Annotated in this window: 20 protein-coding genes; 12 read left to right on the forward strand and 8 right to left on the reverse strand. The window is 74.1% G+C overall.

Going from position 1 to position 25,431, the window contains the following annotated elements; all coding sequences use genetic code 11:
* Nucleotides 1-99: 99 nt before the first annotated feature.
* The 6 genes from AB0B83_RS14005 (at nucleotide 100) to AB0B83_RS14030 (ending at nucleotide 7,307) form a co-directional block, all read left to right on the forward strand.
* The gene (locus AB0B83_RS14005) at nucleotides 100-1,044 is read left to right on the forward strand and encodes an NAD-dependent epimerase/dehydratase family protein (protein WP_357578498.1); all 945 of its coding nucleotides are present in this window, start codon (nucleotides 100-102) and stop codon (nucleotides 1,042-1,044) included.
* A gap of 223 nt (nucleotides 1,045-1,267) precedes the next feature.
* A complete protein-coding gene (locus tag AB0B83_RS14010; RefSeq protein WP_357578519.1) occupies nucleotides 1,268-2,206 on the forward strand; it encodes an NAD-dependent epimerase/dehydratase family protein in 939 nt (312 codons plus the stop codon).
* Between the two features lie 14 nt (nucleotides 2,207-2,220).
* A complete protein-coding gene (locus AB0B83_RS14015) occupies nucleotides 2,221-3,618 on the forward strand; it encodes an oligosaccharide flippase family protein (RefSeq protein ID WP_357578499.1) in 1,398 nt (465 codons plus the stop codon).
* A complete protein-coding gene (locus AB0B83_RS14020; RefSeq protein WP_357578500.1) occupies nucleotides 3,615-4,946 on the forward strand; it encodes a glycosyl transferase family 1 in 1,332 nt (443 codons plus the stop codon). The genes AB0B83_RS14015 and AB0B83_RS14020 overlap by 4 nt, the downstream gene beginning before the upstream one ends.
* A complete protein-coding gene (locus AB0B83_RS14025; protein ID WP_357578501.1) occupies nucleotides 4,943-6,151 on the forward strand; it encodes a glycosyltransferase in 1,209 nt (402 codons plus the stop codon). The genes AB0B83_RS14020 and AB0B83_RS14025 overlap by 4 nt, the downstream gene beginning before the upstream one ends.
* On the forward strand, nucleotides 6,138-7,307 hold the full coding sequence (locus AB0B83_RS14030) for a glycosyltransferase family 4 protein (RefSeq protein WP_357578502.1): 1,170 nt from the start codon (nucleotides 6,138-6,140) through the stop codon (nucleotides 7,305-7,307). Before AB0B83_RS14025 ends, AB0B83_RS14030 begins: the two co-directional genes overlap by 14 nt.
* Here AB0B83_RS14030 and AB0B83_RS14035 read toward each other — a convergent pair.
* Complete coding sequence (locus AB0B83_RS14035; RefSeq protein WP_357578503.1) at nucleotides 7,194-8,444, reverse strand: O-antigen ligase family protein; 1,251 nt, start codon at nucleotides 8,442-8,444, stop codon at nucleotides 7,194-7,196. The genes AB0B83_RS14030 and AB0B83_RS14035 overlap by 114 nt on opposite strands.
* A 293-nt stretch (nucleotides 8,445-8,737) precedes the next feature.
* Between AB0B83_RS14035 and AB0B83_RS14040 the strand changes: the two genes are divergently transcribed.
* The 4 genes from AB0B83_RS14040 to wecB are packed head-to-tail and all read left to right on the forward strand — an operon-like array spanning nucleotide 8,738 to nucleotide 13,255.
* Nucleotides 8,738-9,778: an SDR family NAD(P)-dependent oxidoreductase gene (locus AB0B83_RS14040; protein WP_357578504.1), complete on the forward strand. Its 1,041-nt coding sequence runs from the start codon at nucleotides 8,738-8,740 to the stop codon at nucleotides 9,776-9,778.
* The gene (locus AB0B83_RS14045; RefSeq protein WP_357578505.1) at nucleotides 9,772-10,899 is read left to right on the forward strand and encodes an NAD-dependent epimerase/dehydratase family protein; all 1,128 of its coding nucleotides are present in this window, start codon (nucleotides 9,772-9,774) and stop codon (nucleotides 10,897-10,899) included. Before AB0B83_RS14040 ends, AB0B83_RS14045 begins: the two co-directional genes overlap by 7 nt.
* Nucleotides 10,896-12,134: a glycosyltransferase family 4 protein gene (locus tag AB0B83_RS14050; protein ID WP_357578506.1), complete on the forward strand. Its 1,239-nt coding sequence runs from the start codon at nucleotides 10,896-10,898 to the stop codon at nucleotides 12,132-12,134. Before AB0B83_RS14045 ends, AB0B83_RS14050 begins: the two co-directional genes overlap by 4 nt.
* Entirely contained in the window at nucleotides 12,131-13,255 is a 1,125-nt protein-coding gene (gene wecB, locus AB0B83_RS14055) for a UDP-N-acetylglucosamine 2-epimerase (non-hydrolyzing) (RefSeq protein ID WP_357578507.1), read from the forward strand. The genes AB0B83_RS14050 and wecB overlap by 4 nt, the downstream gene beginning before the upstream one ends.
* A 61-nt stretch (nucleotides 13,256-13,316) precedes the next feature.
* Here wecB and AB0B83_RS14060 read toward each other — a convergent pair whose 3' ends face one another.
* From AB0B83_RS14060 to AB0B83_RS14075, 4 genes are all read right to left on the reverse strand, one after another.
* A complete protein-coding gene (locus AB0B83_RS14060; RefSeq protein WP_357578508.1) occupies nucleotides 13,317-15,188 on the reverse strand; it encodes a nucleoside-diphosphate sugar epimerase/dehydratase in 1,872 nt (623 codons plus the stop codon).
* A 148-nt stretch (nucleotides 15,189-15,336) separates the two neighbouring features.
* Nucleotides 15,337-15,981, reverse strand: a complete 645-nt coding sequence (locus tag AB0B83_RS14065; RefSeq protein ID WP_357578509.1) for an acetyltransferase — start codon at nucleotides 15,979-15,981, stop codon at nucleotides 15,337-15,339.
* Nucleotides 15,978-17,126 (reverse strand): aminotransferase class I/II-fold pyridoxal phosphate-dependent enzyme, encoded by a 1,149-nt coding sequence (locus AB0B83_RS14070; RefSeq protein WP_357578510.1) that lies wholly within the window; start codon nucleotides 17,124-17,126, stop codon nucleotides 15,978-15,980. The genes AB0B83_RS14065 and AB0B83_RS14070 overlap by 4 nt, the downstream gene beginning before the upstream one ends.
* The gene (locus tag AB0B83_RS14075) at nucleotides 17,123-17,821 is read right to left on the reverse strand and encodes a sugar transferase (protein ID WP_357578511.1); all 699 of its coding nucleotides are present in this window, start codon (nucleotides 17,819-17,821) and stop codon (nucleotides 17,123-17,125) included. Before AB0B83_RS14075 ends, AB0B83_RS14070 begins: the two co-directional genes overlap by 4 nt.
* A 230-nt stretch (nucleotides 17,822-18,051) precedes the next feature.
* Between AB0B83_RS14075 and AB0B83_RS14080 the strand changes: the two genes are divergently transcribed.
* Nucleotides 18,052-19,011: a DUF389 domain-containing protein gene (locus AB0B83_RS14080; protein WP_357578512.1), complete on the forward strand. Its 960-nt coding sequence runs from the start codon at nucleotides 18,052-18,054 to the stop codon at nucleotides 19,009-19,011.
* Between the two features lie 78 nt (nucleotides 19,012-19,089).
* Here the strand turns inward: AB0B83_RS14080 and AB0B83_RS14085 are convergent, their stop codons facing one another.
* Both AB0B83_RS14085 and AB0B83_RS14090 read right to left on the reverse strand, forming a co-directional pair.
* On the reverse strand, nucleotides 19,090-19,524 hold the full coding sequence (locus tag AB0B83_RS14085) for a hypothetical protein (RefSeq protein ID WP_357578513.1): 435 nt from the start codon (nucleotides 19,522-19,524) through the stop codon (nucleotides 19,090-19,092).
* 477 nt (nucleotides 19,525-20,001) lie between these two features.
* Complete coding sequence (locus AB0B83_RS14090) at nucleotides 20,002-22,488, reverse strand: Tex family protein (protein WP_357578514.1); 2,487 nt, start codon at nucleotides 22,486-22,488, stop codon at nucleotides 20,002-20,004.
* 148 nt (nucleotides 22,489-22,636) lie between these two features.
* Between AB0B83_RS14090 and dgt the strand changes: the two genes are divergently transcribed.
* Entirely contained in the window at nucleotides 22,637-24,148 is a 1,512-nt protein-coding gene (gene dgt / locus AB0B83_RS14095; RefSeq protein ID WP_357578515.1) for a dGTP triphosphohydrolase, read from the forward strand.
* A gap of 6 nt (nucleotides 24,149-24,154) precedes the next feature.
* On the opposite strand, the gene AB0B83_RS14100 is transcribed toward dgt, so the two are convergent.
* Complete coding sequence (locus tag AB0B83_RS14100; RefSeq protein WP_357578516.1) at nucleotides 24,155-25,300, reverse strand: MBL fold metallo-hydrolase; 1,146 nt, start codon at nucleotides 25,298-25,300, stop codon at nucleotides 24,155-24,157.
* Between the last annotated feature and the right edge of the window lie 131 nt (nucleotides 25,301-25,431).

Here is a 25,431-nt window from a genome sequence, read left to right on the forward strand (position 1 = left end):
GCACGGCTCGTTGGTGCAGACGGGAGCGGGCCTGCAGGGGCTCGATGTCCCGGGCCCGCGTGCAGGTGGCGCGCCGGGCGGGAACCACGAGGAGGATCTTTGAAGATCGTCGTTACCGGTGGCGCCGGTTTCATCGGCTCCAACCTGGTACGCGCCCTCGCCGACGCGCCGCAGGTCACCGAGGTGGTGGCCGTCGACGACCTCTCCACCGGGTCGCTGGAGAACCTGATCGACCTGCCGGTGCGGCTGCTCGCGGGGACGATCCTCGACCCCGACCTGCTCGACGAGGCGGTCAACGGGGCGGCAGCCGTGGTCCATCTCGGCGCCCTCGGGTCGGTGCCCCGCTCCATCGACGACCCGCTGCGCAGCCACCACGCCAACGCCACCGGCACCCTCAGCGTGCTGGAGGCCGTCCGGCGCCACGGCGTCCCCCACGTCGTGGTCGCCTCGTCGTCCTCCGTCTACGGCGCCAACCCCGTCCTGCCCCGCCAGGAGACGCTGCGGCCGATGCCGGTCAGCCCGTACGCGGTCTCGAAGCTGGCCACGGAGGCCTACGCGCTCGCGTACGCCGCCTGTTACGGCATCGGCGTGCTGCCGTTCCGCTTCTTCAACGTCTACGGGCCGCGTCAGGCGGCCAACCACGCGTACGCCGCCGTGGTGCCGAGGTTCGTCTCGGCGGCGCTGGAGGGCCGGCCGCTCCAGGTGCACGGCGACGGCACCCAGTCCCGCGACTTCACCTACGTCGGCAGCGTCACGGACGTGATCGTCGACGCGGTCCTGCGCCGCGTCTGCTCCCCGGACGTGGTTAACCTCGCCTTCGGCGCGCGGCTCTCGCTGCTGGAGCTGATCGCGGAGCTGGAGGAGGTGCTCGGCCGTCGGCTCGAGGTGGAGCACGGCCCGTCGCGGGCGGGCGACGTGCGCCACTCCGACGCGGACGACGGGGTGCTACGCGCGCTCTTCCCCGACGTGACGCCGGTGCCGCGCGCCCAGGCTCTGCGGGCGACCGTGCAGTGGTACGAGGCGCACGCGGAGCAGCTTGCCTGACGGCGGATCGGCCACCGGCCGGGGCGCGGGCGGCGGTGGCCCGGTACCCGCCCGAACGGGTTGGCGGGCGCCGCCGGTGCGACGGCACGCCGTTCTGATACGCAACCGTGACCTTGGGTGTTCGCTTGTCGTTGACTGTCAAGAAGGGTGCAAAAGGGTCATTTCGCATAGTTGGCGCCGGGAGGGCGGCAACGCGCGACATCGGGGGAAACAGTTGAAGATCGTGGTCAGCGGCGGGGCCGGTTTCATCGGTTCGAACCTGGTCCGGGCGCTCGCCGAGCAGCCGCGGATCAGCGAGATCGTGGTGGTCGACGACCTGTCGACCGGTTCGCTGGACAATCTGCTGGACGTGCCCGCCCGGCTCCTCGTCGGCTCGGTCTGCGACCCGGACGTGTTGGACGACGCGCTACCGGGCGCCGCGAGCGTCGTGCACCTCGGTGCCCTCGGCTCGGTGCCGGGGTCGATCGACGATCCGGCGCGTAGCCACCACGCCAACGCCACCGGAACGGTGAACGTGCTGGAGGCGGTGCGCCGCCACGAGGTGCCGCACGTGGTGGTGGCCTCCTCCTCCTCGGTGTACGGGTCGGCTCCGGGGATGCCCCGGCACGAGGCGCTGCGGCCGATGCCGGTGAGCCCGTACGCGGCCTCCAAGCTCGCCACCGAGACCTACACCCTCGCCTACGCCGCCTGCTTCCACCTCGCCGTGCTCCCGTTCCGCTTCTTCAACGTGTACGGGCCGCGGCAGGACCCCGAGCACCCCTACGCCGCCGTGGTGCCGAGGTTCATCGCCGACGCGCTCGACGGCCGGCCCCTGACGCTGCACGGCGACGGCCAGCAGACCCGCGACTTCACCTACGTCGCCGACGTCACCGACATCATCACCGACGCCGTGGTGCGCCGCGTCGGCGCGGCCGACGTGGTCAACCTGGCGTTCGGCACCCGTACGTCGCTGCGGGATCTGGTCGCCGAGCTGGAGGCCGTGCTCGGCCGGCGGCTCGAGGTGGAGCACGGCCCACCGCGGCCCGGCGACGTCCGCGACTCGCAGGCCGACTGCACCCGGCTGCGCGAGCTGTTCCCCGCCGCCCGGCCGCACTCGCTGCGCGCTGGCCTGATGGCGACCGTCGAGTGGCAGTCCGCTGCCCGCGCGCTGAGTCCGGTCTAGGGCGGCCGACCACGATGCACCCCACCGTCACGGAGTCGGCCGACGCCCGGGCCCCGCTGGCCGATCCGGCGGTGGCCGACCGGGGCCGCGACCGGAGGCTGGTGGCCGGCATCGCGACGACGGTGGGCAGCCGGGCGGTCGGGGCCGTCGTGCCGCTGCTGCTGCTCCCGCTCACCCAGCGGTATCTCGGCGTGGAGCTGTTCGGCCTGTGGCAGGCGGTGACGGCACTCACCGCGATGGCGGCCTTCGCCGACCTCGGCCTGGGCAACGGGCTGATGACCAAGCTGGCGGACGCCCACGCCCGGGGCGACACCGTGCAGGCCAGACGCTACGTCTCCACCGCCTACCTGACCCTGGCCGGCGCGGCGGTCGCGGCCTGCGCCGCCCTCTGGCTCGGGGCGCTCGCCATCCCGTGGGCAGCCGTGTTCAACCTGCCCGGCGCCGAGCTGGTGCCGACGGCCCGGGCCATGACGCTTGTCTGCCTGACCGTCTTCATCCTCAACGTGCCGATGTCGCTGGTCGTCCGGGTGCAGTACGGCGTCCAGCAGGTCGCCCGCGCCAACTCGTGGCAGCTGGCCGGGTCCCTGCTCTGCCTCCCGCTGACCCTGGTCGCCGTGGCCCTCGACGCCGGGCCGGTGCCCCTGGTGGCCGCCGCGGTGAGCGGCCCGCTGCTGGGCAACCTGGTGAACAGCCTGTGGTTGTACACCCGACGGATGCCGGAGCTGGCGCCGTCACTGCGGTACGTGGAGGCATCCGCCGCCCGGGCGTTGCTCCGGCTGGGCGGGATGTTCCTGCTGCTCACGGCCGTGCTGACGGTCGCGACCAACACCGACCCCCTGATCGTCGCCCAGACCCGCGGCCTGGCCGAGGTGGCCGTGTTCGCCGTGGCCGCCCGCCTGTTCGCCCAGTTGGGACTGCTCATGTCGATGATGACCACGGCGTTGTGGCCGGCGTACGGTGAGGCGCTGGCCCACGGACGGGTGGACTGGGTCCGCCGCCTCACCGGCCGGATGACCCTCGTCGCGGCGGCAGCCGTCGGGTTGCCGACCGTCGTGGTGGCGCTCGTCGGCGGGGAGCCGCTGGCCGCGCTGATGGGGATGGCACAGGCACCGGACCGGTGGCTGCTCGCTGGCCTCGGTGCCTGGTGGATGGTGCTCGCGGTGGCCTCGCCCTGGTTCATGGTGCAGAACGCCGCCGGGGTGGTCCGCCCGCAGCTCGTCGGCTGGACGGCGTACCTCGTTCTGGCGGTGCCGCTGAAAGCGTGGGGCGCCGGGGCGCTGGGGATGGCTGCGGTGCCGTGGCTGGGTGCGGGCGTCGGGCTGGTGACGGTCGTCCCGGCGGCGCTACTGGGCTACCGCCAGGTGGTGACCCGAGCCCGACCGGCGGCGCACGGGCAGCGGGTGACGGCATGAGCGGGCAGCCGGGCCGGGCTCGCGTCCTCGTCGTCGGGGCGGAGCCCTTCCGGGCCACCACGGGCAGCGGCATCACCCTGGCCAACCTCTTCGCGGGGTGGCCCCGGGACCGGCTCGCGCAGGTCTACACCGCCGCCGCGGAACCCTCCACCGAGGTCTGCTCCCGGTTCCATCGGATCGACCCGCGCAGCAGCCCGATCGACCACTACGGACGGCGGTTCCTCAGCCGTGGCGGCTCGCCGTGGGGGCAGGCGGATCCGGCGATCGGGGCGATACCGGTGTCGGCGGGGGCCCCCTCGTCGGCCCGGCTGCACGCCGAACTGCGGGCCCTGGCCGACCTGAGCCCGCTGCGGGTCGCCGGCCCGCTTGTCGAGTGGGTCCGGGCGTTCCGCCCCGACGTGGTCTACTCGATGCTGGGCAGCGTCCGGATCATGCGGCTGGCCGACCGGCTGGCCGAGTGCAGTGGTGCACCCCTGGTGCCCCACTTCATGGACGACTGGCCGGCGACCCTCTACGCCTCCGGTGAGTTGCTCGGCTACGGGCAGCGCTCGGTCCGGCGCCACCTGGACCGGGTCATGCGCCGCTGTGTCAGCGGCCTGTGCATCAGCGACGAGATGGCCAGGGAGTACGAGCGGCGGTACGACCGACCGTTCGCGGCGTTCGCCAACTGCGTCGACGAGAGCGCCTTCGTCGACCCGGTGGACGGTCGGGCGGAGCCCGGGGCGCTGCGCCTGAGCTACGTGGGGGGCCTGCACCTCGACCGGTGGGCAGTGCTGCGTCAGGTCGGCCTCGCCCTCGGCGAACTGCCCGGGGACCTGCCTCGACCGCGGTTGACGGTGCACGCGCCCGAGACGGACCTGGTCCGCTACCGGGACCGGTTCGCCGACTGCCCGCAGGTCGACCTCGGGGAGTCCCTGGGCGGCGCGGAGGTCACCCGCGCGTTGGCCGGGGCGGACGTCCTGGTGCACGTGGAGTCGTTCCGGGCGGAGCTGCGGCGCTACACCCGTTTCTCACTCTCCACCAAGATCCCCCAGTACCTGGCTGCCGGGCGACCTGTCCTGGCGTACGGGCCGGGGGAGCTCGCCTCCATGCGGCACCTCGACGCCGCGGGGGCCGCCGTGGTGGTGGGCGTCGAGAGCCGGGGAGAGCTGCGGCACGCCCTCGAACGGCTGTGTCGGGACGGCGCGCTGCGCGGTCGGCTGGCCCACGCCGGGCACGCCTGGGCGCGGCACCACCACAGCAAGGACCAGGTGGCCCGGGCCTTCGCCGCCCGCCTGGCAGAAGTCTCCGCCGTACCCGGCCCGGTGCCGGAGAGGACGATGCTATGACGGATCCATCCGGTTGGGTGGCGTACGTGGGGCCGTTCCGCTACCCGTGGGGCGAGGCATGCTCCAGGCGGGTCGACGGGATCGCCCGGTCGCTGGCCCTGGCCGGCCGGCACGTGGTGGTGGTCGGCGGGGAGCACACCCCGGCCGAGCCTCGACCGGTCGACGTCGTGACGGGGCCGGGCACGATATCCCACGTCGGGGTGGGCGAGCTGCCGCCCGCCGGGGCGAGCCCGGCGGCCAGGGCGACCCAGGTGCTCCTGCGCTGGGGGGCGCGGACCGTCGCCTGGCTGGCGGCGCAACCGACCCGACCGTCACATGTCGTGGTCTACGGCGGCGGGACGCCGTACATGGTCCACCTGCGCCGGTGGTGCCGGCGCCACGGGATTCCGCTGGTCGTCGACGTGGTCGAGTGGTACAGCCCCCGGCAACTGGTCGGCGGGGCGCTGGGCCCCCTGCACCTGTCGGCGAAGCTCGCCCTGCGCCACCACTACCCGCGCTGCTCCGGCGTCATCGCCATCAGCACCCTGCTCGAGGAGCACTTCCGGCAGCGGGGCTGCCCGGTGGTGCGGGTGCCGCCGACCCTCGACGTGCGGCAGCTGGCGGGCACACCGGAGGCCCCGGCCACCGGGTGGGACGGGCTCACCCTGGTCTACGCCGGCACCCCCGGCCGCAAGGACCTGCTCGGCACCGTCGTCGAGGCGGTCGAGGCGGTGGCGCGTTCCGGTGCGCGGCTGCGGCTGCGGGTGGTGGGGCCGTCCCGCCAACAGCTGCGGGACCTGCTCGGCGGCGACCCGCCGGAGATGGTGGAGGTGGTCGGCCGGGTGCCGCAGTGGACGGTGCCGCAGCTGCTGCGCGAGGCCGACTTCAGCGTCCTGCTCCGGCCGCCGGCGCGCTACGCCAACGCCGGCTTCCCGACGAAGGTCTGCGAGTCGATGGCGAACGGCACCCCGGTGATCTGCAACCTGACCAGCGACCTGGGCCGCTACCTGGAGGACGGCGTCAACGCCCTGGTCTGCGCCGACCACTCCGTGCCGGCGCTGGCGGCGACGCTGCACCGGGCGGTGCGGATGACCGCCGAGGAACGACTGCTCATGCGCAAGGCCGCCCGGGAGCAGGCGCTGGACTCCTTCGACGTCCGGGCGTACGCACAGCCGCTGGCGCGGCTGCTCGATTCTGTGCAGGAGGTAACGGGTGCTGGACACTGAGATGCCGGAGCGGATGCGGGTGTGCGTGGTGGGGCCGCTGCCGCCACCGATGGGAGGCATCGCCCGCGGGGTGGCGATGCTTGTCGACCGGTTCCGCGACGATCCGGAGGTCCAGATCGAGGTGGTCGACATCGCCCAGCGGTGGCGCGGCGTGCACGACCTCGGGCGGGGCCGACGCCTGACCGCGGGCGTACGCCAGCTCATGGCCGGCGCCGTGGCACTGCGCCGCGTCCTGGCCGTGGGCCGGACCGACGTCGTGCACCTGCATTCGTCCGGTGGCCCCGGCGTTCTCCGGGACCTGGCGTTGCTGATCATCGCCCGGGTGTACCGGCGACCGGCCATTTACCACCTGCACTTCGGGCGGATCCCTGAGATCGCGGGGCGCGGCAGCCGGGAGTGGCGGTCGATGGCCTCGGCGATGCGGCTGGCGACGGCGGTCCTGGTCCTCGACGAGGCGTCCGAGTCCACCGTCCGCAACCAGCTCCCCACGGTGTGGGTGCGGCGGATGCCGAACGGAGTGGACCTCGACCGGCTCCCGGCGCCGCACCGGGACCCCGCGCCGGCGGAACGCACGGTGCTGTTCGTCGGCTGGTTCCTGCCCGCCAAGGGGGTCGAGGACCTGCTGACCGCCTGGCGGACGGCCGCGCAGCCGGGTTGGCGGCTGCTCTTCGTCGGCCCCGCCGACCCGGCCTACCTGCGATCGGTGACCGAGCGGCACCAGCCGCCGGCGTCGGTGTCCTTCCTGGGCGAGCTGCCGCACACGGACGCCCTCGCCATGATGGCCCGCTGCGACCTGTTCGTCCTGCCCAGCCACACCGAGGGGTTCCCCAACGTGGTGGTCGAGGCGATGGCACTCGGCTGCCCGGTCGTCGCCACCGACGTGGGGGCGACCGCCGAGATCCTCGGCGACGACAGCGGGGTGGTCGTCGCGCCCTCGGACCCCGCCGGCCTCGCCGCGGCGCTGCGGGAGCTGATGACCGACCCGGTGCGCCGTGCTGACCTGGCCGACCGGGCCCGGGCCCGGGTGCACCGGCTCTACGGGCTACAGAGCGTGCTGCGCCAGCACACCGACCTGTGGCGTCGGGTCGCCGGTTCCCCCCGGCCCGACCGCCGACCGCCGGCCGCCGCGCCAGGGAAGCACCCCGTCGGGTCCTGACCGGTGGTCCCTGCGGTGGTGCCGGCCGCCGGTGCCCTGTGGCCGGTCGGCCGCGAGGGCGGGCACGAGCGAGAACAACGCCAGCGGTAGCCAGGCGGCCAGGGCGGCCTCCCAGTGCCCGGTGAGCCAGATCGGCAGGAACATCACCAGGAACAGCCCGGCCAGCCGCGCGCCGAGCCGGGAGGCGCGCCCGACGGGCCGCACGGCGGCGGCCAGGACGGCTGCGTAGCAGAGCACGCCCACGAGCCCGAGGTCGGCGCCGAGGGTGAGGACCAGACTGTGGGCGCCGATTCCCCAGGAGCTGACCGCCATGAACGCGCCCGCCCCGATCCCGGCGAGCGGGGACTGCCCCCAGACGGCGACGGCCTCGGGCCAGACCAGCATCCGGCCGGCGAGGTCACCGGTCGCCCGGTCGGCGACGAGGCCGTCGAGCCGCAGCAGCGTCGCCTCGCCCATGCCGAGCGGCACCAGGAGCAGGACCGCCGGGACGACGACCGCCGCCACCAGCCAGCACGCCCGGGGAGTCGCCCGGCTGCACAGCAGGTAGGCGGCCCCGAGCAGCAGCGCGGCCAGGGCGCCCCGCGTCCCGCTGAGCAGCACCGCGTAGCCCAGCAGCGCCGCGATCGCGTAGAGCACGAGGCGTGCCGCGCGGGGCAGCTCACCGACGGTGCTCAGGAGCACCGCCAGCAGGATCCCGGCGACCATCGTGTAGGCGGTCAGGTTGATGTTGAATCCCTCGATGCCGTACCGGACGCTGAGGTCGAAGGCTCCCGCCCGGCCCAGGTCGCCGCCGACGGAGGGGTCACGGATCAGCTCGTACGTCCGGACGAGACACCCGGCGAGGAACGCGCCGCCGACCGCGAGCAGGTCCCGGGCGGTGGTCACGATGTGCCGCACCGCGACCAGCAGCAGCACGCAGGTGCCGTACAGGTAGACGGAGCTGCGGGTCGCCGCGGTGTCGACCGTCCACCCGAGGCTGGCGACCACCCACACGCCGAGCAGCAGGGCGAGCACGTCGACCGGCCCGGGCCGGGGAAAGCGACCGCTGAGGGTGACGGCGACCAGCAGAGCGGGAGCCAGATAGGTCTGATCCACCGACCAGCAGGCCAGAAAGGCGACGCCGCTGAGGATCGCCACGCTGGCCAGCGTGGCGTAGCGCCGAGGGGCCCGTCGCCGGTGCGTGCCGAGCGGGCGGGCGGATCCGGACAGGAGGCCTGGAGGTACGTCTCCCACGCTGTAGCCCTTCGGATTCGGTGACCAGGCGGCATATCCGCTGCGGTCGCCAGTCTCCCATCTCTTTCTTGATTAAGCGGGCATTCGTAGTGATTGTCGGATGAAAGGCGTTTCTCCGGTACGGGAGTGGTCGTTCCTCCCAACGAACCCGCCGGGCGTACGGGGGCGGGGCACGGCGAACGGACATGGGAGCGGGAGTGACCACAAATTCCAACGGCCAGCGGGTACTCATCACCGGCGGCACGGGTTCCTTCGGCAAGACGATGGTCCGCCGCCTTCTCGCCCGCGGCGTCGGCGAGGTCCGGGTGCTCAGCCGCGACGAGGCCAAGCAGGACGACATGCGTCGGCAGCTCGGCGACGACCGGGTCCGCTACCACGTCGGGGACGTGCGCGACTACGACTCGGTGCTGCGGGCCAGCCGGGGGATCGACCACGTCTTCCACGCGGCGGCGCTCAAGCAGGTGCCCTCGTGCGAGTTCTTCCCGCTGGAGGCGGTGCGGACCAACGTCCTGGGCAGCGCCAACGTCGTCGAGGCGGCGGAGCGCAACGGCGTCGGCTCCGTGGTCGTGCTGAGCACCGACAAGGCCGTCCACCCCGTCAACGCGATGGGGATGAGCAAGGCCATGATGGAGAAGGTCGCCCAGGCCCACGCCCGGAACAACCCGAACAGCGCGACCACGGTCTCCTGCGTCCGGTACGGCAACGTCATGTACTCGCGCGGCTCGGTGATCCCGCTGTTCATCGAGCAGATCAAGGCGGGCCGGGCGCCCACCGTCACGGACCCGGGGATGACCCGCTTCCTGATGTCGCTGGACGACTCGGTGGAGCTGGTCGAGCACGCCTTCCAGCACGCCCGGCCCGGCGACATCTTCATCCGCAAGGCCGTCGCCTGCACCGTCGGCGACCTGGCCGAGGCGGTCTGCGAACTCTTCGACGTGCCCGCGAAGCTCGACGTCATCGGCGTACGGCACGGCGAGAAGCAGGACGAGACGCTGGCCAGCCGGGAGGAACTCGCCCAGGCGGACGACTTCGGCGACTTCCTCCGGGTGCCGCTGGACGCCCGCGACCTCAACTACGCGCTCTACGTCTCGGAGGGCGAGCTGGGCCGGGGGCCGCGGGAGGACTTCAACTCCGCCAACGCGCCGCGGCTGGGCGTACCGGAGATCGTCGAGCTGCTGAGGACGCTGCCGGAGGTACGCGCGGAGCTGGCCCTGCGGGACCCGGTGCTGGCGTGCTGAGGCTGGCCGTCACCGGCGCCGGCGGCTTCCTCGGCTGGCACGTGCGGGTGCTGCTGCGCGTCCTCGGCCGGCCGGAGCCGGTCGTCGTCACCCGGGCCGACCTGACCGACCCGGAGCGGGTCGCGGCGAAGCTCGACGGCGTCGACCGGGTGCTGCACCTGGCCGGGGTCAACCGGGGCGAGCCGGCCGACGTGGCCGCCGGCAACGTGCAGCTCGCCGCCCAGCTCGCGCAGGGCCTCAAGCACTGCCCGACGCCCCCCGGCGCGGTGGTCTTCGCCAACTCGGTGCAGGCCGGCAACGGCACCCCCTACGGCGACGCCAAGGCCGCCGCCGCCGGCATCCTGGCCGACACGGGCCTGCCGTTCGACGACGTCCTGCTGCCCAACCTGTACGGCGAGCACGGCCGGCCCTACTACAACTCGGCGGTCGCGACGTTCTGCCGGCTGCTCGCCGAGGGCGGGCAGCCGGAGGTGCACGGCGACCGCGAGCTGAGCCTGGTGCACGTCACCGACGCGGCGGCCCGGCTCGTCGGCGTCCCGGCCGGCGGCTCGTGGGACCCCGCCATGCCGGCGCTGCGGACCGGCGTACGGGCCCTCGCCGACCGGCTCGCCGACGTCGCCGCCACCTACCGCACGGGCGAGCTGCCGGCCCTGGTGGACCGGCACGACGTGCGACTGTTCAACACCTACCGCTCGCACTGCTTCCCGGCGCACTACCCGCTGGCGCTGCCGCGCCGGGCGGACGCCCGGGGCGAGCTGGTCGAGACGGTCCGGACGCACGGGGGAGGCGGCCAGACCTTCTGCTCCACCACCCGTCCTGGCATCACCCGGGGCGAGCACTTCCACCTGGCCAAGGTGGAACGCTTCGTCGTGCTGCGGGGCACGGCGGAGATCAGCCTGCGCCGGGTCGGCGACACCGGGGTGGTGCGGTTCGCGGTCTCCGGCGACGCGCCGGCGCTCGTCGACATGCCCACGATGTGGGCGCACAAGCTGGTCAACACCGGCGACGACGACCTGGTCACCATGTTCTGGACGAACGAGCTGTTCGACCCGGAACGGCCGGACACCTGGCCCGAGCCGGTGGAGACGGGCCGGCCGGAGCGCGCCGTGGCCGCCACGTGAGGATCGGCCTGGTCAGCCAGTGGTACCCGCCCGAAGGGGTGTTCATCCCCGGCAACCTGGCGCGGCAACTGGCCGAGCGCGACCACGACGTGCGGGTGCTCACCACCTTCCCGAGCTATCCGCACGGCCGGATCTTCCCCGGCTGGCGGCAGCGTTGGCGACACACCGAGGCCGACGGGCCGGTCGCCGTGCGGCGGGTGCCCGCCTATCCCAGCCACGACACGTCCGCCGCCCGGCGCGCGCTGAGCCACCTGTCCTTCGGGGCCAGCAGCGCGCTGGGCGGCGTCCGCTGGTTGGCGGGCGTCGACGTCACCTACGTCTACCACCCGCCACCCACCTCCGCGGCCGCGGCGGCGCTGGTCCGCCTGGCCCGGCGTACGCCGATCGTGCTGCACGTCCAGGACCTGTGGCCGGAGTCGGTGCTCGGCTCGGGCATGGCGCCCGCCGGCCGGGCGGGCCGGGCCCTGGAGCGCGGCGTCGCCGCCCTGATGCGCGCGACGTACCGCCTCGCCGGCGCCGTGGTGGTGATCTCGCCGGCGATGGCCGACCTGGTCGTGGCCCGGGGCGCGGACCCGGACCGGGTCCGGGTGGTGTGGAACTGGACCGACGACGCGCTGTTCCGGCCGGTGCCGGCCACCGACGAGGCCCGTGCGGCGCTCGGCCACCGCGGGCGCTGCACGGTGATGTTCGCCGGCAACATCGGCCTGTTGCAGGGGATCGAGACCGCGATCCGGGCGGCGGCCGTCGTGCGCGACCGGATCGACCTGGTGCTGGTGGGCTCCGGTGCCGGCGAGGAGGCCGCGCACCGGCTCGCCGCGGATCTCGGCGCCGACAACGTGCGCTTCGTCGGCCGGCGGCCCGCCGAACGGATGGCCGCGCTGTACGCCGCCGCCGACTGGCAGCTGATCTGCCTGCGCGACCTGCCGGCGCTGCGCGGCAGCATCCCGTCGAAGTTGCAGGCGGCGTTGGCCTGCGGCAGTCCCGTGATCGCGTCGGTGGGCGGCGACGCCGCGGCCCTGGTCCGCTCGGCCGGGGTCGGCCTGGTCTCCCCGCCGGGGGACTGGCGTGCGCTCGCCGCGCGCTTCTCCGTCGCGGCGGCCGAGTCCGCGGACGCCCGGGCGGAACTGGGCCGGCGGGCCCGACGGGTCTACCAGGAGCGCATGTCGCTGCGGGTGGGCGTGGACCAGTTCGAGGACATCATGACCAAGCTGGCAGCAGAGAGAGGACGGGCATGACCCGGATCATGACGGTGGTCGGCACCCGACCGGAGATCATCCGACTGTCCCGGGTGATCGCCCGGCTCGACGACACCGTGGACCACCTGCTGGTGCACACCGGGCAGAACTGGGACAGCACCCTCTCCGACGTCTTCTTCAAGGAGTTGCGACTGCGCGAGCCGGACCGCTTCCTGCGGGTGGACACCTCGTCGCTCGGCCGGGTGCTGGGCGGCGTGCTGGTCGGCATGGAGACGGCGATCGCCGAGACGCGGCCGGACGCGCTGCTCGTGCTCGGCGACACCAACAGCTGCATCGCCGCGCTGATGGCCCGGCGGATGCGGGTGCCGGTCTACCACATGGAGGCCGGCAACCGCTGCTTCGACCTCAACGTCCCCGAGGAGACCAACCGGCGGCTCGTCGACCACGTCGCCGACTTCAACCTGGTCTACACCGAGCACGCCCGACGCAACCTGCTGGCCGAGGGGCTGCACCCGCGCCGGATCCTGCACACCGGCTCGCCCATGCGGGAGGTGCTGGAGCACTACCGCGCCGACGTCGCCGCGTCCGGCGTCCTGCGTCAGCTCGACCTCGCACCCGGCCGGTACTTCGTGGTCAGCGCGCACCGCGAGGAGAACGTGGACCAGCCGGACCGCCTCCAGCGCCTGCTCGACTGCCTCCGGGCCGTCCGCGACCGGTGGGGGCACCCGGTGCTGGTCTCCACGCACCCGCGTACCCGCAAGCGGCTGGAGGCGCTGGCGCCCGACGCCGCCGCCCTCGACGGGATCGCGTTCCACGAGCCGTTCGGCCTCTTCGACTACGTGCACCTGCAGACCAGGGCGTTCTGCACGCTCTCCGACAGCGGCACGATCAGCGAGGAGGCCGCGATCCTCGGCTTCCCCGCCGTGACGCTGCGCGAGTCGATCGAGCGCCCCGAGGCGCTGGACGCCGGCGGGATCATCATGACCGGGCTCGACCCGCAGGGCGTCGTGGAGGCGGTCGAGGTCACCGTGGCTCAGGTCGCCGCCCAGGGGGTGCCGTGCCCCGTGGATTACCGGGTCCCGGACACCTCCCGCCGGGTGGTCGACTTCATCCTCTCCACCGTCCGCCGGCACCACGACTGGGCGGGCATCCGCCGCTGAGCCGTACCGCGAGGGGCCGGCGACCGGAGCTTCCCGGTCGCCGGCCCTCACCGTGTGGGCGTCAGCGGGACAACGGCACCTGCACCGAGGCGCGGGGGACCGGCACGACCGGGTGGTCGCAGAGCGCGGCCAGCTGCGCGGCCACCTTCTCCGGATCGTCGTACGGATCGAGCCCGCTCACCTCGATCGGGTCCAGGGCGGGCACCGCCACGTGCGACACCAGCGGGTGCAGCGGCCGGGCGTCGGTCTCGCCGGTGCCGAACAGGTCCTCGTGCAGCTTCTCGCCGGGGCGCAGCCCGGTGTAGACGATCGGCACGCCGCTCTCCGCCTGCTCGGCCATCTGCCGGGCCAGGTCGGCGATGCGGACGGGCTCACCCATGTCCAGCACCAGCGCCTCCCCGTCGCGGCCGATCTCGGCGGCCTGCAACACCAGGTGCACCGCCTCCTGCACCGTCATCAGGTAGCGGGTCACCTCCGGGTGGGTGACGGTGAGCGGGTGGCCCAGCTCGATCTGCCGCTGGAACGCGGTCACCACCGAGCCGCGGCTGCTCAGCACGTTGCCGAAGCGGACGCTGAGGAAGGTGCCGGGGAATTTGGAGGCGGCGTGCGCGGTCAGCCGCTCGGTGATCCGCTTCGAGTAGCCGAGGACGCTGATCGGGTCGGCCGCCTTGTCGGTGGAGATGTTGACGAAGCGGGCCACGTCGCGGCACGCGTCGAGCACCGAGAGGGTGCCCCAGACGTTCGTCTTCACCGCCTCGCCGGGGTGCCGCTCCAGCAGCGTGAGGTGCTTGAGCGCGGCGGCGTGGAAGATGACGTCCGGCCGGCGCTCCCGCAGGATCCGCCGGATGCCCTCGTCGTCGCGCAGATCGGCGAGGATCAGCTCGGGACCGTCCAGCATGGCCCGGCCGGTCAGCGACATCTGCAGGCCGTGCAGGGCCGACTCGTCGCGGTCGAGCATCATCAGCTCGCCCGGGTCCGCCTTCATCACCTGCCGGCACAGCTCCGAGCCGATGGAGCCGCCGGCGCCGGTGACCAGGACCCGTCGGCCGCTGAGCCCGTTGCCGCTCAGCGCCATGTCGGCGACGACCTGCCGACGGCCGAGCAGGTCGTCGATCTGCACGTCGCGGACGTCGGTGACGGTGATCCGGTGGTCGACGAGGTCCCGGACGGGAGGCAGCACCTTGAACGTCGCCCCGGTCCGGAGGGTGGCCTCGCGGATCTGCCGGATCAGCGCGGCGTCGGCGTTGGCGACGGAGAAGATCACCGTCGTCGCGCCGGTGCGCCGTACGGCCGCCGCCACGTCCTGACGGCCGCCGAGCACGCGTACGCCGCCGATGCGCAGGTCCCGCTTGTCAGGGTCGTCGTCGAGGGCGCCCACGGGCCGGTAGCGTCCGCGCGGATCGCCGAGCATGGCCCGCAGCAGCCCCTGCCCGGCGTCGCCGAGCCCGAACAGCAGCACGGGGTTGGAGGACCGGGCGTCGGGCCGCATGGCGAGGTCACGGCGGTGCCGGTAGGTGAACCGGGCGGTCAGCATGAACAGCAGCGCCAGGGCGCCGCCGACCAGCGGCGTGCTCGCCGGCACCGGTCGTACGCCGGCCGGCAGCAGCCCGATCAGCATGATCGCGGCCGTGGTGGCCGCCGTGCCCGCGACCCCCTGCACCTCCTGGAGGCTGCCCAGCGGGTGGCGTCCGGAGTAGATCCGGCGGACCGCCGCGACGGCGACGTGCACGACGGCGGCGAGGGCGCCGCAGGTGGCCGCGCGCGCGAGCTGGCCGGAGGCCAGGTCGAGTTCGTACCGGAACCAGACCGCTGCGGTGAACCCACCGACCCAGGCGGTGCTGTCGGTGGCGAGGAATCCGATGGTGCGGCGACGCGCCCTGGCCCGGTGTGAACTCTGTTCACCGAGTCGGGTGGCCTCTGTTGCGGGCGGCATCTGTGCTCCCTGTCCGTCTCCGAGGGCTTCCGCCACAGGGCGAAAGGAGCTTTAGGGCTCTTTAGGTTGATACATGCCCGAACACGATTTTTGGCGTCTTTCGGGTTCGATGACCGATTTTTCGTCGTGGGACCGAGGGCTCGTCGGGTCAACGGGCGGGCACGCCCTTGACCACGACACCGTCCGGCACGTCCCGGACGACGCAGGCGCCCGCCCCGACGGTGCTGTCCCGGCCCACCCGCAGGCCCTGCAGCACGGCCGCCGTCGTGCCGACCAGCACCCCCTCCGCCAGGTGGCAGTCGCCCGAGACGGCGGCCAGCGGATTGACCGAGACGAAGTCGGCGAGGGTGCAGTCGTGCCCGACCGTGGCGTTCTGGTTGAGGTGCACGTGCCGGCCGAGCGTGACGTTTGTGGTGACCCGGGCCCCGGCGAAGGCGACGAGGCCCGGGCCGTGCACCGTGTCCGGCCCGATCGTCGCCGCCGGATGCACGAGGCTCGCCGCCGGCGTGCCGTACGCCTCGACCCGGGCGGCGACCGCCCGCCGGACGCGCGGGTCGCCGATGCCGATGACGTGGTGCGCGTCCGGGGGCGCGTCGCGCAGCCAGGCGACGCCCCCGAGATAGGGCACGTCGAGCCGTTGCACCCGCTTCAGGTTCTCCTCCGAGGGCCGGTCGTCGACGAACCCCAGGAGGCGCCAGCGGGGCCGGCCGGCGGCGACGTACATCGCCCGCGCGATCGTGAGGACCTCCCGGCCGTGCCCGCCGCAGCCGACGACCACCAGCGGGACCGTCACGCCGTCGACCCTCCCGTGCGGGCCGCCAGGAACTCGTCGACGGCGGCGAGGACGAGGCCGACCTGGCGCTCGTTCATCGCGCTGCCGCTGGGCAGGGCCAACCCGTCGGCGAACAGCCGCTCGGCCACCCCGGTGACGAGGCACTCGGCGTCGGCGTACGCCGGTTGCAGGTGCATCGGCTTCCAGACCGGGCGGGTCTCGATGTCCCGCCCCGCCAGGTGGGCGGCCAGGTCGGCGGCCCGCCAGCCGGCCCGCTGCGGGTCGACCGCGATGGTGGTCAGCCAGCAGTTGGAGCCCGGGTCCTCCACGCCGAGCAGCCGCACACCCGGGATCGGGGCGAAGAGCTTGGCGTACTGGTCGCGCAGGTGCCGGCGCCGGGCGATCATCCCGTCCAGCCGGACGAGCTGGGCGCGGCCCAACGCGGCGAGCAGGTTGCTCAGCCGGTAGTTGTAGCCCGTCTCGCGGTGCTCGTAGTGCGGCGTCGGCTCGCGGGCCTGGGTCGACAGGAACCGGGCCCGAGCCAGCAGGGCCGTGTCGTCGGAGACGAGCATCCCGCCGCCCGAGGTGGTCATGATCTTGTTGCCGTTGAAGGAGAGGATACCCACCTGCCCGAAGGAGCCGGCGGGCCGGCCGTGATGGGTCGCGCCGAGGGCCTCCGCGGCGTCCTCGACCACCGGTACGCCCGCCGCCGCGCAGACCGGGGCCAGCGCGGTGTGGTCGGCGCAGCTGCCGAAGAGGTCGACGGGGACGACCGCGCCGACGCGCTGTCCCCGCAGGACGAGGGCCCGGATCAGCTCGTCCACGAGGGCCACGTCGAGGTTCCCGGAGTGCGGGTCGCAGTCGACGAAGACCGGCCGGGCGCCGGCGTAGCGGACCGCGTTCGCGCTCGCCACGAACGTCAGCGTCGGCACGATGACGGCGTCGCCGGGCCCGACTCCCACCCCGAGCAGCGCCAGGTGCAGCGCCGCCGTACCGGAACTCACGGCGACGGCCCCGCGCGTGCCCACCCGCGTGGCTACCTCGCGCTCGAACGCGTCGAGGTCCGGGCCGACGGGCGCGACCCAGCCGGACCGCAGGGCCGCGACGACGTACGACTCCTCCAGCGGCCCGACGTCGGGCGGGGACAGGTGGATGGTCCCGCTCATCGGCCACCTCCGGCGGGGACGGTGAGGGTGGTGTCCGGTGCCGGCACTGCGGGGGCGAGCGGGGGCGTGCCGAGGAACTCGGGCGCCGTGGCCGAGCCCGCCGCGGAGATCCCCTCGCGGCGCAGCACGGTGCGGACGGTCGCGGCGAGGATCGACAGGTCCAGCCGCAGGCTGCGGTGGTCGACGTACCAGACGTCCAGGTCCAGCTTCTCCTCCCAGCCCAGGCTGTTGCGGCCACGCACCTGGGCCAGCCCGGTGACGCCCGGCCTGACCTCGTGCCGGCGGGCCTGGGTGGGGGAGTAGCGCGGCAGGTACTCGGTGAGCAGGGGCCGGGGGCCGACCAGGCTCATGTCGCCGCGCAGCACGTTCCACAGCGTCGGCAGCTCGTCCAGGCTGGTGGAGCGCAGGAAGCGCCCCAGCGGCGTCAGCCGGTCCCCGTCGCGCACCCGTCCCCGCAGCGGATCCGGCGGGAGCATGGTACGGAACTTGACCAGCTCGAACACCCGACCGTGCCGTCCCACGCGGGGCTGCCGGAACAGCACCGGCCGACCGAGTCCCACCGCCACCAGCACCGCCACGACGAGGACCAGTGGCGCGGTCAGGACGAGCAGCACCGCGGCCGCCAGCACGTCGATCGCCCGCTTCAGGGCCTCCGGTCGGGGCCGCTCCGCGAGGCTTCTTCCCGGCGTGTGCACGGAACCAGGCAAGGCTTCGACCTCCAGGGCAGAGTCGGGCACCAGTCGACAAACACGTTCTAACAGGGGCGAAAGCGCCAGCGGTGCGAAATCGCGACACTCGCGCCGTTCCCGACAGGTCAACCGCGCAACGGCCCGTCAGGACGCGGCCCGACGCCGAAGACGTGGCACCTCGACCCGCCCGCGCCGGCGGTAGAGTGCTCGACGGTCCACGACGCGGGGGAGAGCCGGTGCTGCACCTGAGGGTCATCGCGCCGAGCGACCAGTCCTCCGCCGTGGCGGACCTGCTGGCCGCCGATCCCGGGGTGACCCACCTGGCGGTGCTCCCGGGGGCCGCCCGTCAACCGGCGGGCGACCTCATCCTCTGCGACGTGGTCCGGGAGAGCGCCGACAGCGTCCTGCACGCGCTACGGCAGCTCGGCGTGGAGGAGCGCGGCGCCATCTCGGCCGACGACGTCGAGTTGTCCATCTCCGCGGCGGCCGGCCGGGCGGCCGAGAAGGCGCCGGGCAGCGGGGCGGACGCGGTGGTCTGGGACGAGATCGCCGCCAAGACCGGCGAGCAGACCGAGCTCTCCGCCACGTACCTCGTCCTGCTCACCGTCGCCACCATGCTCGCCGGCGTCGGCGTCCTGCTCGACCAGCCGATCCTCATCGTCGGCGCGATGGTGGTCGGCCCCGAGTTCGGCCCCTTGGCGGCGCTCTGCGTCGCGCTGCTGCGCCGCAACCCGATGGTCATCGGCCGGTCGGTGCAGGCCCTCGTGGTCGGCTTCCTCGCCGCGATGGTGGTCACCGTCCTCAGCACCTGGGGCCTGGACGCGGTGGGGTTGGTCGAGCGCGGGATGCTGGAGTCCGAACGCCCCCTGACTGACTTCATCTGGCGGCCCGACGCGCTGTCCTGGGTGGTCGGCCTGCTGGCAGGAGTCGCTGGCATGCTCTCCCTGACCTCGAAGAAGTCCGGCAGCCTGGTCGGCGTGCTGATCTCGGTGACCACCGTGCCGGCCGCCGCCAACGCGGCCGTCGCCGTCGCTTACGGCGTCTGGCACGAGGCGTCCGGCTCGGCGCTCCAACTGGTGATCAACCTTTGCGCGATCCTGCTCGCCGGCCTGGCCACACTGCTGGTGCAGCAGGCGTGGTGGTGGCACCTGGGCCGGCGGCGCCGGCTCCGCCGACCGGGCGGCGTCATCCGCTGACCCGCCCGGGCCGCCTGGCCGCCCGCGCCCCAGCCCGGAGGCCTGCCCCCACGCGCTGCTCCGAACACCGCGCCCCGCTCAGGGCGTCGCGCCGCCCGCCTCCAACCGGCGCTCCAGCAGCGTGCGCAGCGGGATCGACTCGCCGTCGCGACCGCCCGCGCCGACCACGAGCGGCGGCGGGCTGGGCTGCGGCTCGGCCCCGAGCAGCAGGGCGCGCGGGCCGCCCGCCACGGTCAGCAGGTGGAAGCGGCCGTCGACGTCGACGGCCCGGGTGCGGGCCCGGTCGACGTACCAGCCGCGCAGCCTCGTCCGGTAGCTCCCGCGCCCGTCGAGCCCCCGGGCCGTGAGCCGTTCCGTGGGCAGCCCGCGCCGGGTCGCCTCGGCGACGAACCAGGCGACCAGCTCCGCCGCCTCGGCGTGCTCCGCCGCCCGCCGGCGTTCGTCGGCCGCCGCGTGCGCCCGCACCGCCCGCTGCTGCCGCTCCCGCCACTCCAGGCCGTCGCCTCGATTCACGACCGCGACGGTACGCCCCGCCGCCCGCCACCGGAAAGCACCACCGCGAGATCCACGCCGCTGGCCCGGTCTGCCGGTGGGCGAGTTCCGGGGAGTTCAGGCGTGCCCCCGCCGGTCCGGTCTGGCGGTGGCGCGTCTCGGGGACGCACCGGCGCGCCTCGCCCCGGTCCGGCCCGTCGGGTGGCGCGCTCCGGGAGCACCACCGCGCCCTGCCGCCGGCCCGGTCGGTCGACAGCGCACCGCCGCGTGCTGATGGTCGTGCGTGCGCAGGCGCGCAGGCGACAGGTCGGCACGACGCTGTCGAGCTGAGTCGTTTGCGACATCAGGCGGTTGCCTGAACCGTCGTCGAATCGTCTACGACATCAGCTCGACAGCGTCGTGCGTGCGTCCCGCGCCGCCCCGGAGTCAGGCCAGGTGGCCTGGACCCTGGCCGGATTCCAGACCCTGCGTGCCGCGTCGCTCCGGGCGTGGGCCGTGTCAGGCCAGTCCGGCCCGGCGCAGCGCGTCCGCCATGGCGTCGTTGGCCGGCGCGGGTCCCGCTCCGCCACGGCCCTGCCGTTGCGCCCCGCCTCGCCCGCCGCCCTGCCCGGACTGACCGCCGCGCCCGCCGCCCTGGGCCCCTTGCGCGCCCCGGTCACCGCGTCCACCGCCCTGGCCGGGCTGGCCGCCCTGCCCGCCACGTTCGCCCCGCGAGGCGCCCCGGTCGCCGCGTGGCCCGCCCTGCCCGCCACGGTCGCGACGCCCGCTGTCCGGGCCGCCGCGCCCGGCGCCCGCCTCCGCGTCGTCCTCCAGCCGGAGGGTCAGCGAGATCCGCTTGCGGGGCACGTCGACGTCGAGCACCTTGACCCGTACGACGTCGCCCGACTTGACCACCTCGCGCGGGTCCTTCACGAACGTCCGGGACATCGCCGAGACGTGCACCAGCCCGTCCTGGTGCACGCCGACGTCCACGAACGCGCCGAACGCGGCCACGTTTGTCACCACGCCCTCCAGCACCATGCCGGGCACCAGGTCACTGATCTTCTCCACCCCCTCGACGAAGGTGGCGGTGCGGAACTCCGGCCGCGGGTCGCGGCCCGGCTTCTCCAGCTCGGCGAGGATGTCGGTGACGGTGGGCAGGCCGAAGGTGTCGTCGACGAAGTCGGTGGCCCGCAGCCCCCGCAGGATGGCGCTCCTGCCGATCAGCGACCGCAGGTCCTGCCCCGTGGTGGACAGGATCCGGCGGACCACCGGGTACGCCTCGGGGTGCACGCTGGAGGAGTCCAGCGGGTCGTCGCCACCGGGGATGCGCAGGAAGCCGGCACACTGCTCGAAGGCCTTCGGCCCGAGCCGGGCGACCTTCTTCAGCTCCGACCGGGTGCGGAACGGACCGTTCGCGTCGCGGTGCAGCACGATGTTCTCCGCCAGCCCGGCGCCGATGCCCGAGACCCGGGTCAGCAGCGGCGCGGAGGCGGTGTTGACGTCGACGCCGACCGCGTTGACGCAGTCCTCGACCACCGCGTCCAGCGACCGGGAGAGCTTCACCTCCGACAGGTCGTGCTGGTACTGGCCGACCCCGATCGAGCGCGGGTCGATCTTCACCAGCTCGGCGAGCGGGTCCTGCAGGCGGCGCGCGATGGAGACCGCGCCGCGCAGCGAGACGTCCAGCCCGGGCAGCTCCTGGGAGGCGTACGCGGAGGCGGAGTAGACCGACGCGCCGGCCTCGGAGACCACCACCTTGGTGAGGTTGAGCTGCGGGTACCGCTTGATCAGCTCGCCGGCGAGCTTGTCGGTCTCCCGGCTGGCGGTGCCGTTGCCGATGGCGACCAGCTCGACGCCGTGCGCCCCGGCCAGCCGGGCGAGGGTCTCGATCGAGGCGTCCCACTGCCGGCGCGGCTCGTGCGGATAGATCGTGTCGGTGGCGACCACCTTGCCGGTGGCGTCCACGACGGCGACCTTCACGCCGGTACGCAGGCCCGGGTCCAGCCCCATCGTGGGCCGGGTGCCGGCCGGCGCGGCGAGCAGCAGGTCCCGCAGGTTGGTGGCGAAGACCCGCACCGCCTCCTCCTCCGCCGCCTGCCACAGGCGCATCCGCAGGTCCGCCCCGAGGTGGATGAGGATCCGCGTACGCCAGGCCCAGCGCACCGTGTCGGCCAGCCACCGGTCCGCCGGCCGGCCCTTGTCGGTGATGCCGAACCGCCCGGCGATCGCCGCCTCGTAGCGGCTCGGCCCGGTGACCACCGCGTCGGCCTCGCCGGCCTCCTCGGGCTCCATGGTCAGGTCGAGCACGCCCTCCTTCTCGCCCCGGAACATGGCCAGGATCCGGTGCGAGGGCAGCTTCGGGTACGGCTCGGCGAAGTCGAAGTAGTCGGCGAACTTCGCGCCGGCCGACTCCTGCCCGTCGCGTACCCGGGAGGCCAGCCGGCCCCGCGACCACATCTGCTCGCGCAGCGTGCCGATCAGGTCGGCGTCCTCGGCGAAGCGCTCGATGAGGATCGCGCGGGCGCCCTCCAGGGCGGCGGCGGGATCGGCCACGCCCTTCTCCGCGTCCACGAAGCCGGCGGCGGCCTGGCGCGGATCCTGACCCGGGTCGGCCAGCAGCGACTCGGCGAGCGGCTCCAGCCCGGCCTCGCGGGCGATCTGCGCACGCGTGCGTCGCTTGGGCTTGTACGGCAGGTAGATGTCCTCCAGGCGGGACTTCGAGTCGGCCGCCATGATCTGCGCTTCCAGGGCCTCGTCGAGCTTGCCCTGACCGCGGATCGACTCCAGCACCGCCGCGCGCCGCTCGTCCAGCTCGCGCAGGTAACGCAGCCGCTCCTCCAGGGTGCGCAGCTGGGTGTCGTCGAGCAGGCCGGTGGCCTCCTTGCGGTAGCGGGCGATGAACGGCACGGTGGCGCCGCCGTCGAGCAGCTCCACGGCCGCCCGTACCTGACGCTCGGCGACGCCGATTTCGTCGGCGATCCGCTGATGAACAGAGAGGGTCACGATCTCGATCCGCCTTCGGTGTGGGTTCCGCCCTGCATTGTGCCGGCCCGCACCGACGCCCGTCGCCGCCCCCGCCCCGGCGTGCCGCCCCACCCCTTCCTTACACCGCCCCGCCCGCGACGCCGCCCGCTGCGCTAGCGTGGCGATCATGAAAAATCCCGTGGACCCGCGCGCCCGGCGGCTCTTCGGCGGCAGCGCCCGGGCGCTCGGCGACCTCGCCACCAGCCCGTTCCGGGCCGACCGCGACCGCATCGTCGCCTCGCCGTTCTTCGCCCGGCTCAACGGCGTGACCCAGGTGGTCAGCCCCGGCGGCTCCGGCCTGCTCGTGCACAACCGGCTGACCCACAGCCTCAAGGTGGCGCAGGTGGCGCGCGCCATCGCCGAGCGGCTCACCGCCGACGAGGCGCACCGCGACCTGCTGGAGAAGCTGGGCGGCTGCGACCCGGACGTGGTGGAGGCCGCCGCGCTCGCGCACGACCTCGGCCACCCGCCGTTCGGGCACCTGGGGGAGCGGGTGCTGGACCGGCTGGCCCGGCAGCGGCTCGGGTTGACCGACGGGTTCGAGGGCAACGCCCAGTCGTACCGGATCGTCACCAGCACCGAGATCCGCGGCGCGGCGACCACCGGCCTCGACCTCACGGCGGCGGTGCGGGCCGCGCTGCTGAAGTACCCGTGGACGCGGCTGGACCATCCCGACCCGCACCCCCGGCTGCTGGACCCGCCGCCGCGCGGCGCCACCCCGCCGCCGGACGACCCGGGCAGCGGCTCGTCGAAGTTCGGGGCGTACCGGACCGAGCTCGGCGACCTGCGGCAGGCCCGGGAGCCGTTCGTGGGGCGCATCCCGGACTGGCAGCAGACCCCCGAGGCGTCGATCATGGACACCGCCGACGACGTCGCGTACGCGATCCACGACGTGGAGGACTTCTACCGGGTCGGGGTGCTCCAGCAGGGCGCGGTGGCCGCCGAGCTGATGGCCTGGCAGCGCGAGAGCGGGCACTTCCGGGCCATCACCGACGCGGCCCTGGCCGCCGCCGCCCGTCGGCCCGGCTCGGCGATCGAGCGGCTGCGCCGGCAACTGCACCGCAAGGACGCCTGGATCGCCGACGACGAGGCGTTCGCCGCCGCCGTCGAGCACGTCCGCGAGGAGTTGGTGGAGGGGCTGCTCGCCATGCCCTTCGACGGCTCCATCGAGGCGGAGCAGTACGTGGCCCGGTTCTCCGCCCGGTGGACGACCCGCTTCGTCGACGCGATCACCGTGGTCGAGCAGCCGGCGGTCCGCTCCGGTCACGTGCTGCTCGCCCCCGCGCAGTGGCACGAGGTGCAGGTGCTCAAGTTCGTCCACCACCGGTTCGTGCTGGCCCGGCCGGACCTGGCCCTGCACCAGCGCGGGCAGGCCCGGCTGCTGGGCACCCTGGTGGAGGCGCTGCTGGAGTGGCTGCTCGACCCCGAGGAGGAGTCCCGGCTGCCGCGCCGCCTGCACGACCTCGTGGAGCTGGCCGAGGCGGAGCTGCACCCGCGTACGCCGGACCGGATCGGCAAGGCCCGCGGGCGGGCGATCGTCGACTTCGTCGCCCAGCTCACCGACGGTCAGGCGGTCGCCATGCTGGACGCCCTGTCGGGCCGCTCCGGGGCGCTCTGGACCGACGCCTTCGTCCTCTGAGGCCGCTCAGGCGACGGCCTGCCACCAGCCGTCGACGGCCGGCGGGTCGTCCACCACCACCCGCTCCCCGGGGCGGGGCACGGCCAGCCGTACGTCCCGGGCCTTCGCCTCGGCCCAGATCCGGTCCACCGGCTCGGACCAGTCGTGCAGGGCGAGGTTGAACGTCGCCCAGTGCACCGGTAGGAGCAGCCCGCCACGCAGGTCGAGGTGGGCGGCGACGGCCTCCTCGGGGAACATGTGGATGCTCGGCCAGGCCCGGTCGTACGCCCCGATCTGCACCAGCGTGACGTCGAACGGCCCGTGCCGCTCGCCGATCTCGGCGTAGCCGTCGAAGTAGCCGGAGTCGCCGGTGTAGAAGACCTTGCGGTGCGCGCCGGCGACCACCCAGGAGCTCCAGAGCGTCCCGTCGCGGCGCAGCCCCCGGCCGGAGAAGTGCTGCGCGGCGGTGGCCGTGATCTCCAGCCCCGCCACCCGGTGGCTCTCCTCCCAGTCCAGCTCGACGATCCGTCCGGCCGGTACGCCCCAGCGGTCCAGGTGCGCGCCCACGCCCAGGGGCACCAGGAACGGTGCCGACTGCAGGGCGGTCAGCGCGTGGACGGTCGCCATGTCGAGGTGGTCGTAGTGGTCGTGCGAGATCAGGATCGCGTCGACCGGGGGCAGTTCGTCGAGGCGTACCGGCGGCTGGTGCAGGCGGCGCGGGCCGACCAGGCTCGACGGGGAGCACCGGTCGCTCCACACCGGGTCGAGCAGCACCCGGCGGCCCTCGATCTCGATCAGCGCGGAGGCGTGGCCGTACCAGACGACGTTCAGCTCACGCCCGGCGTCGGTGGCCGGGGCGGCGCCCGGGCGCGACAGCGGCACGGCGACGCTCGGCCGGCGCTTCTGCTTGCCGAAGATCAGCTCGCGGACGAGGTTGCGGTCGGGGGTGCCGGCCATCGAGCGGGAGCCGCCCGGGTTGCGGAAAACGCCGTCGTGGAACCGGGGCGAGCGGGCGGCCCGCTCCGCGCGGGCGCCGGTGAGCCGGCCGCCGAGCGCCGCCGGCACGTCCCGGGCCACCCACGCGAGCCCGGCGAGCGCGGCCAGCCCGGCCGCGCCGCGTAGCCGCCGCCCGAGTGCCCGGTCGAGTCCCGCGCGTTGCGGTGCTGCGCCCATCGTCGTCCCTCCGCCGGTGTCCCGTCGTACACGGTAGAGCGCCGGCCAGCGGGGCCTCCGTGCGGCAGGACGACCCCACGGTGTAGGCGGTCATCGACAGCGACCCGTACGCGTAACCGTCCACCAGCACC

The organism is Micromonospora sp. NPDC049060 (assembly GCF_040649055.1).
Classification (GTDB): Bacteria; Actinomycetota; Actinomycetes; order Mycobacteriales; family Micromonosporaceae; genus Micromonospora; species Micromonospora reichwaldensis.

Coding starts and splice junctions, on each gene's coding strand:
- AB0B83_RS14100 (WP_357578516.1), bottom strand. CDS start 25,300: ATGGGCGCAGCACCGCAACGCGCGGGACTCGACCGGGCACTCGGGCGG.
- dgt (WP_357578515.1), top strand. CDS start 22,637: ATGAAAAATCCCGTGGACCCGCGCGCCCGGCGGCTCTTCGGCGGCAGC.
- AB0B83_RS14020 (WP_357578500.1), top strand. CDS start 3,615: ATGAGCGGGCAGCCGGGCCGGGCTCGCGTCCTCGTCGTCGGGGCGGAG.
- wecB (WP_357578507.1), top strand. CDS start 12,131: ATGACCCGGATCATGACGGTGGTCGGCACCCGACCGGAGATCATCCGA.
- AB0B83_RS14015 (WP_357578499.1), top strand. CDS start 2,221: ATGCACCCCACCGTCACGGAGTCGGCCGACGCCCGGGCCCCGCTGGCC.
- AB0B83_RS14025 (WP_357578501.1), top strand. CDS start 4,943: ATGACGGATCCATCCGGTTGGGTGGCGTACGTGGGGCCGTTCCGCTAC.
- AB0B83_RS14060 (WP_357578508.1), bottom strand. CDS start 15,188: ATGCCGCCCGCAACAGAGGCCACCCGACTCGGTGAACAGAGTTCACAC.
- AB0B83_RS14070 (WP_357578510.1), bottom strand. CDS start 17,126: ATGAGCGGGACCATCCACCTGTCCCCGCCCGACGTCGGGCCGCTGGAG.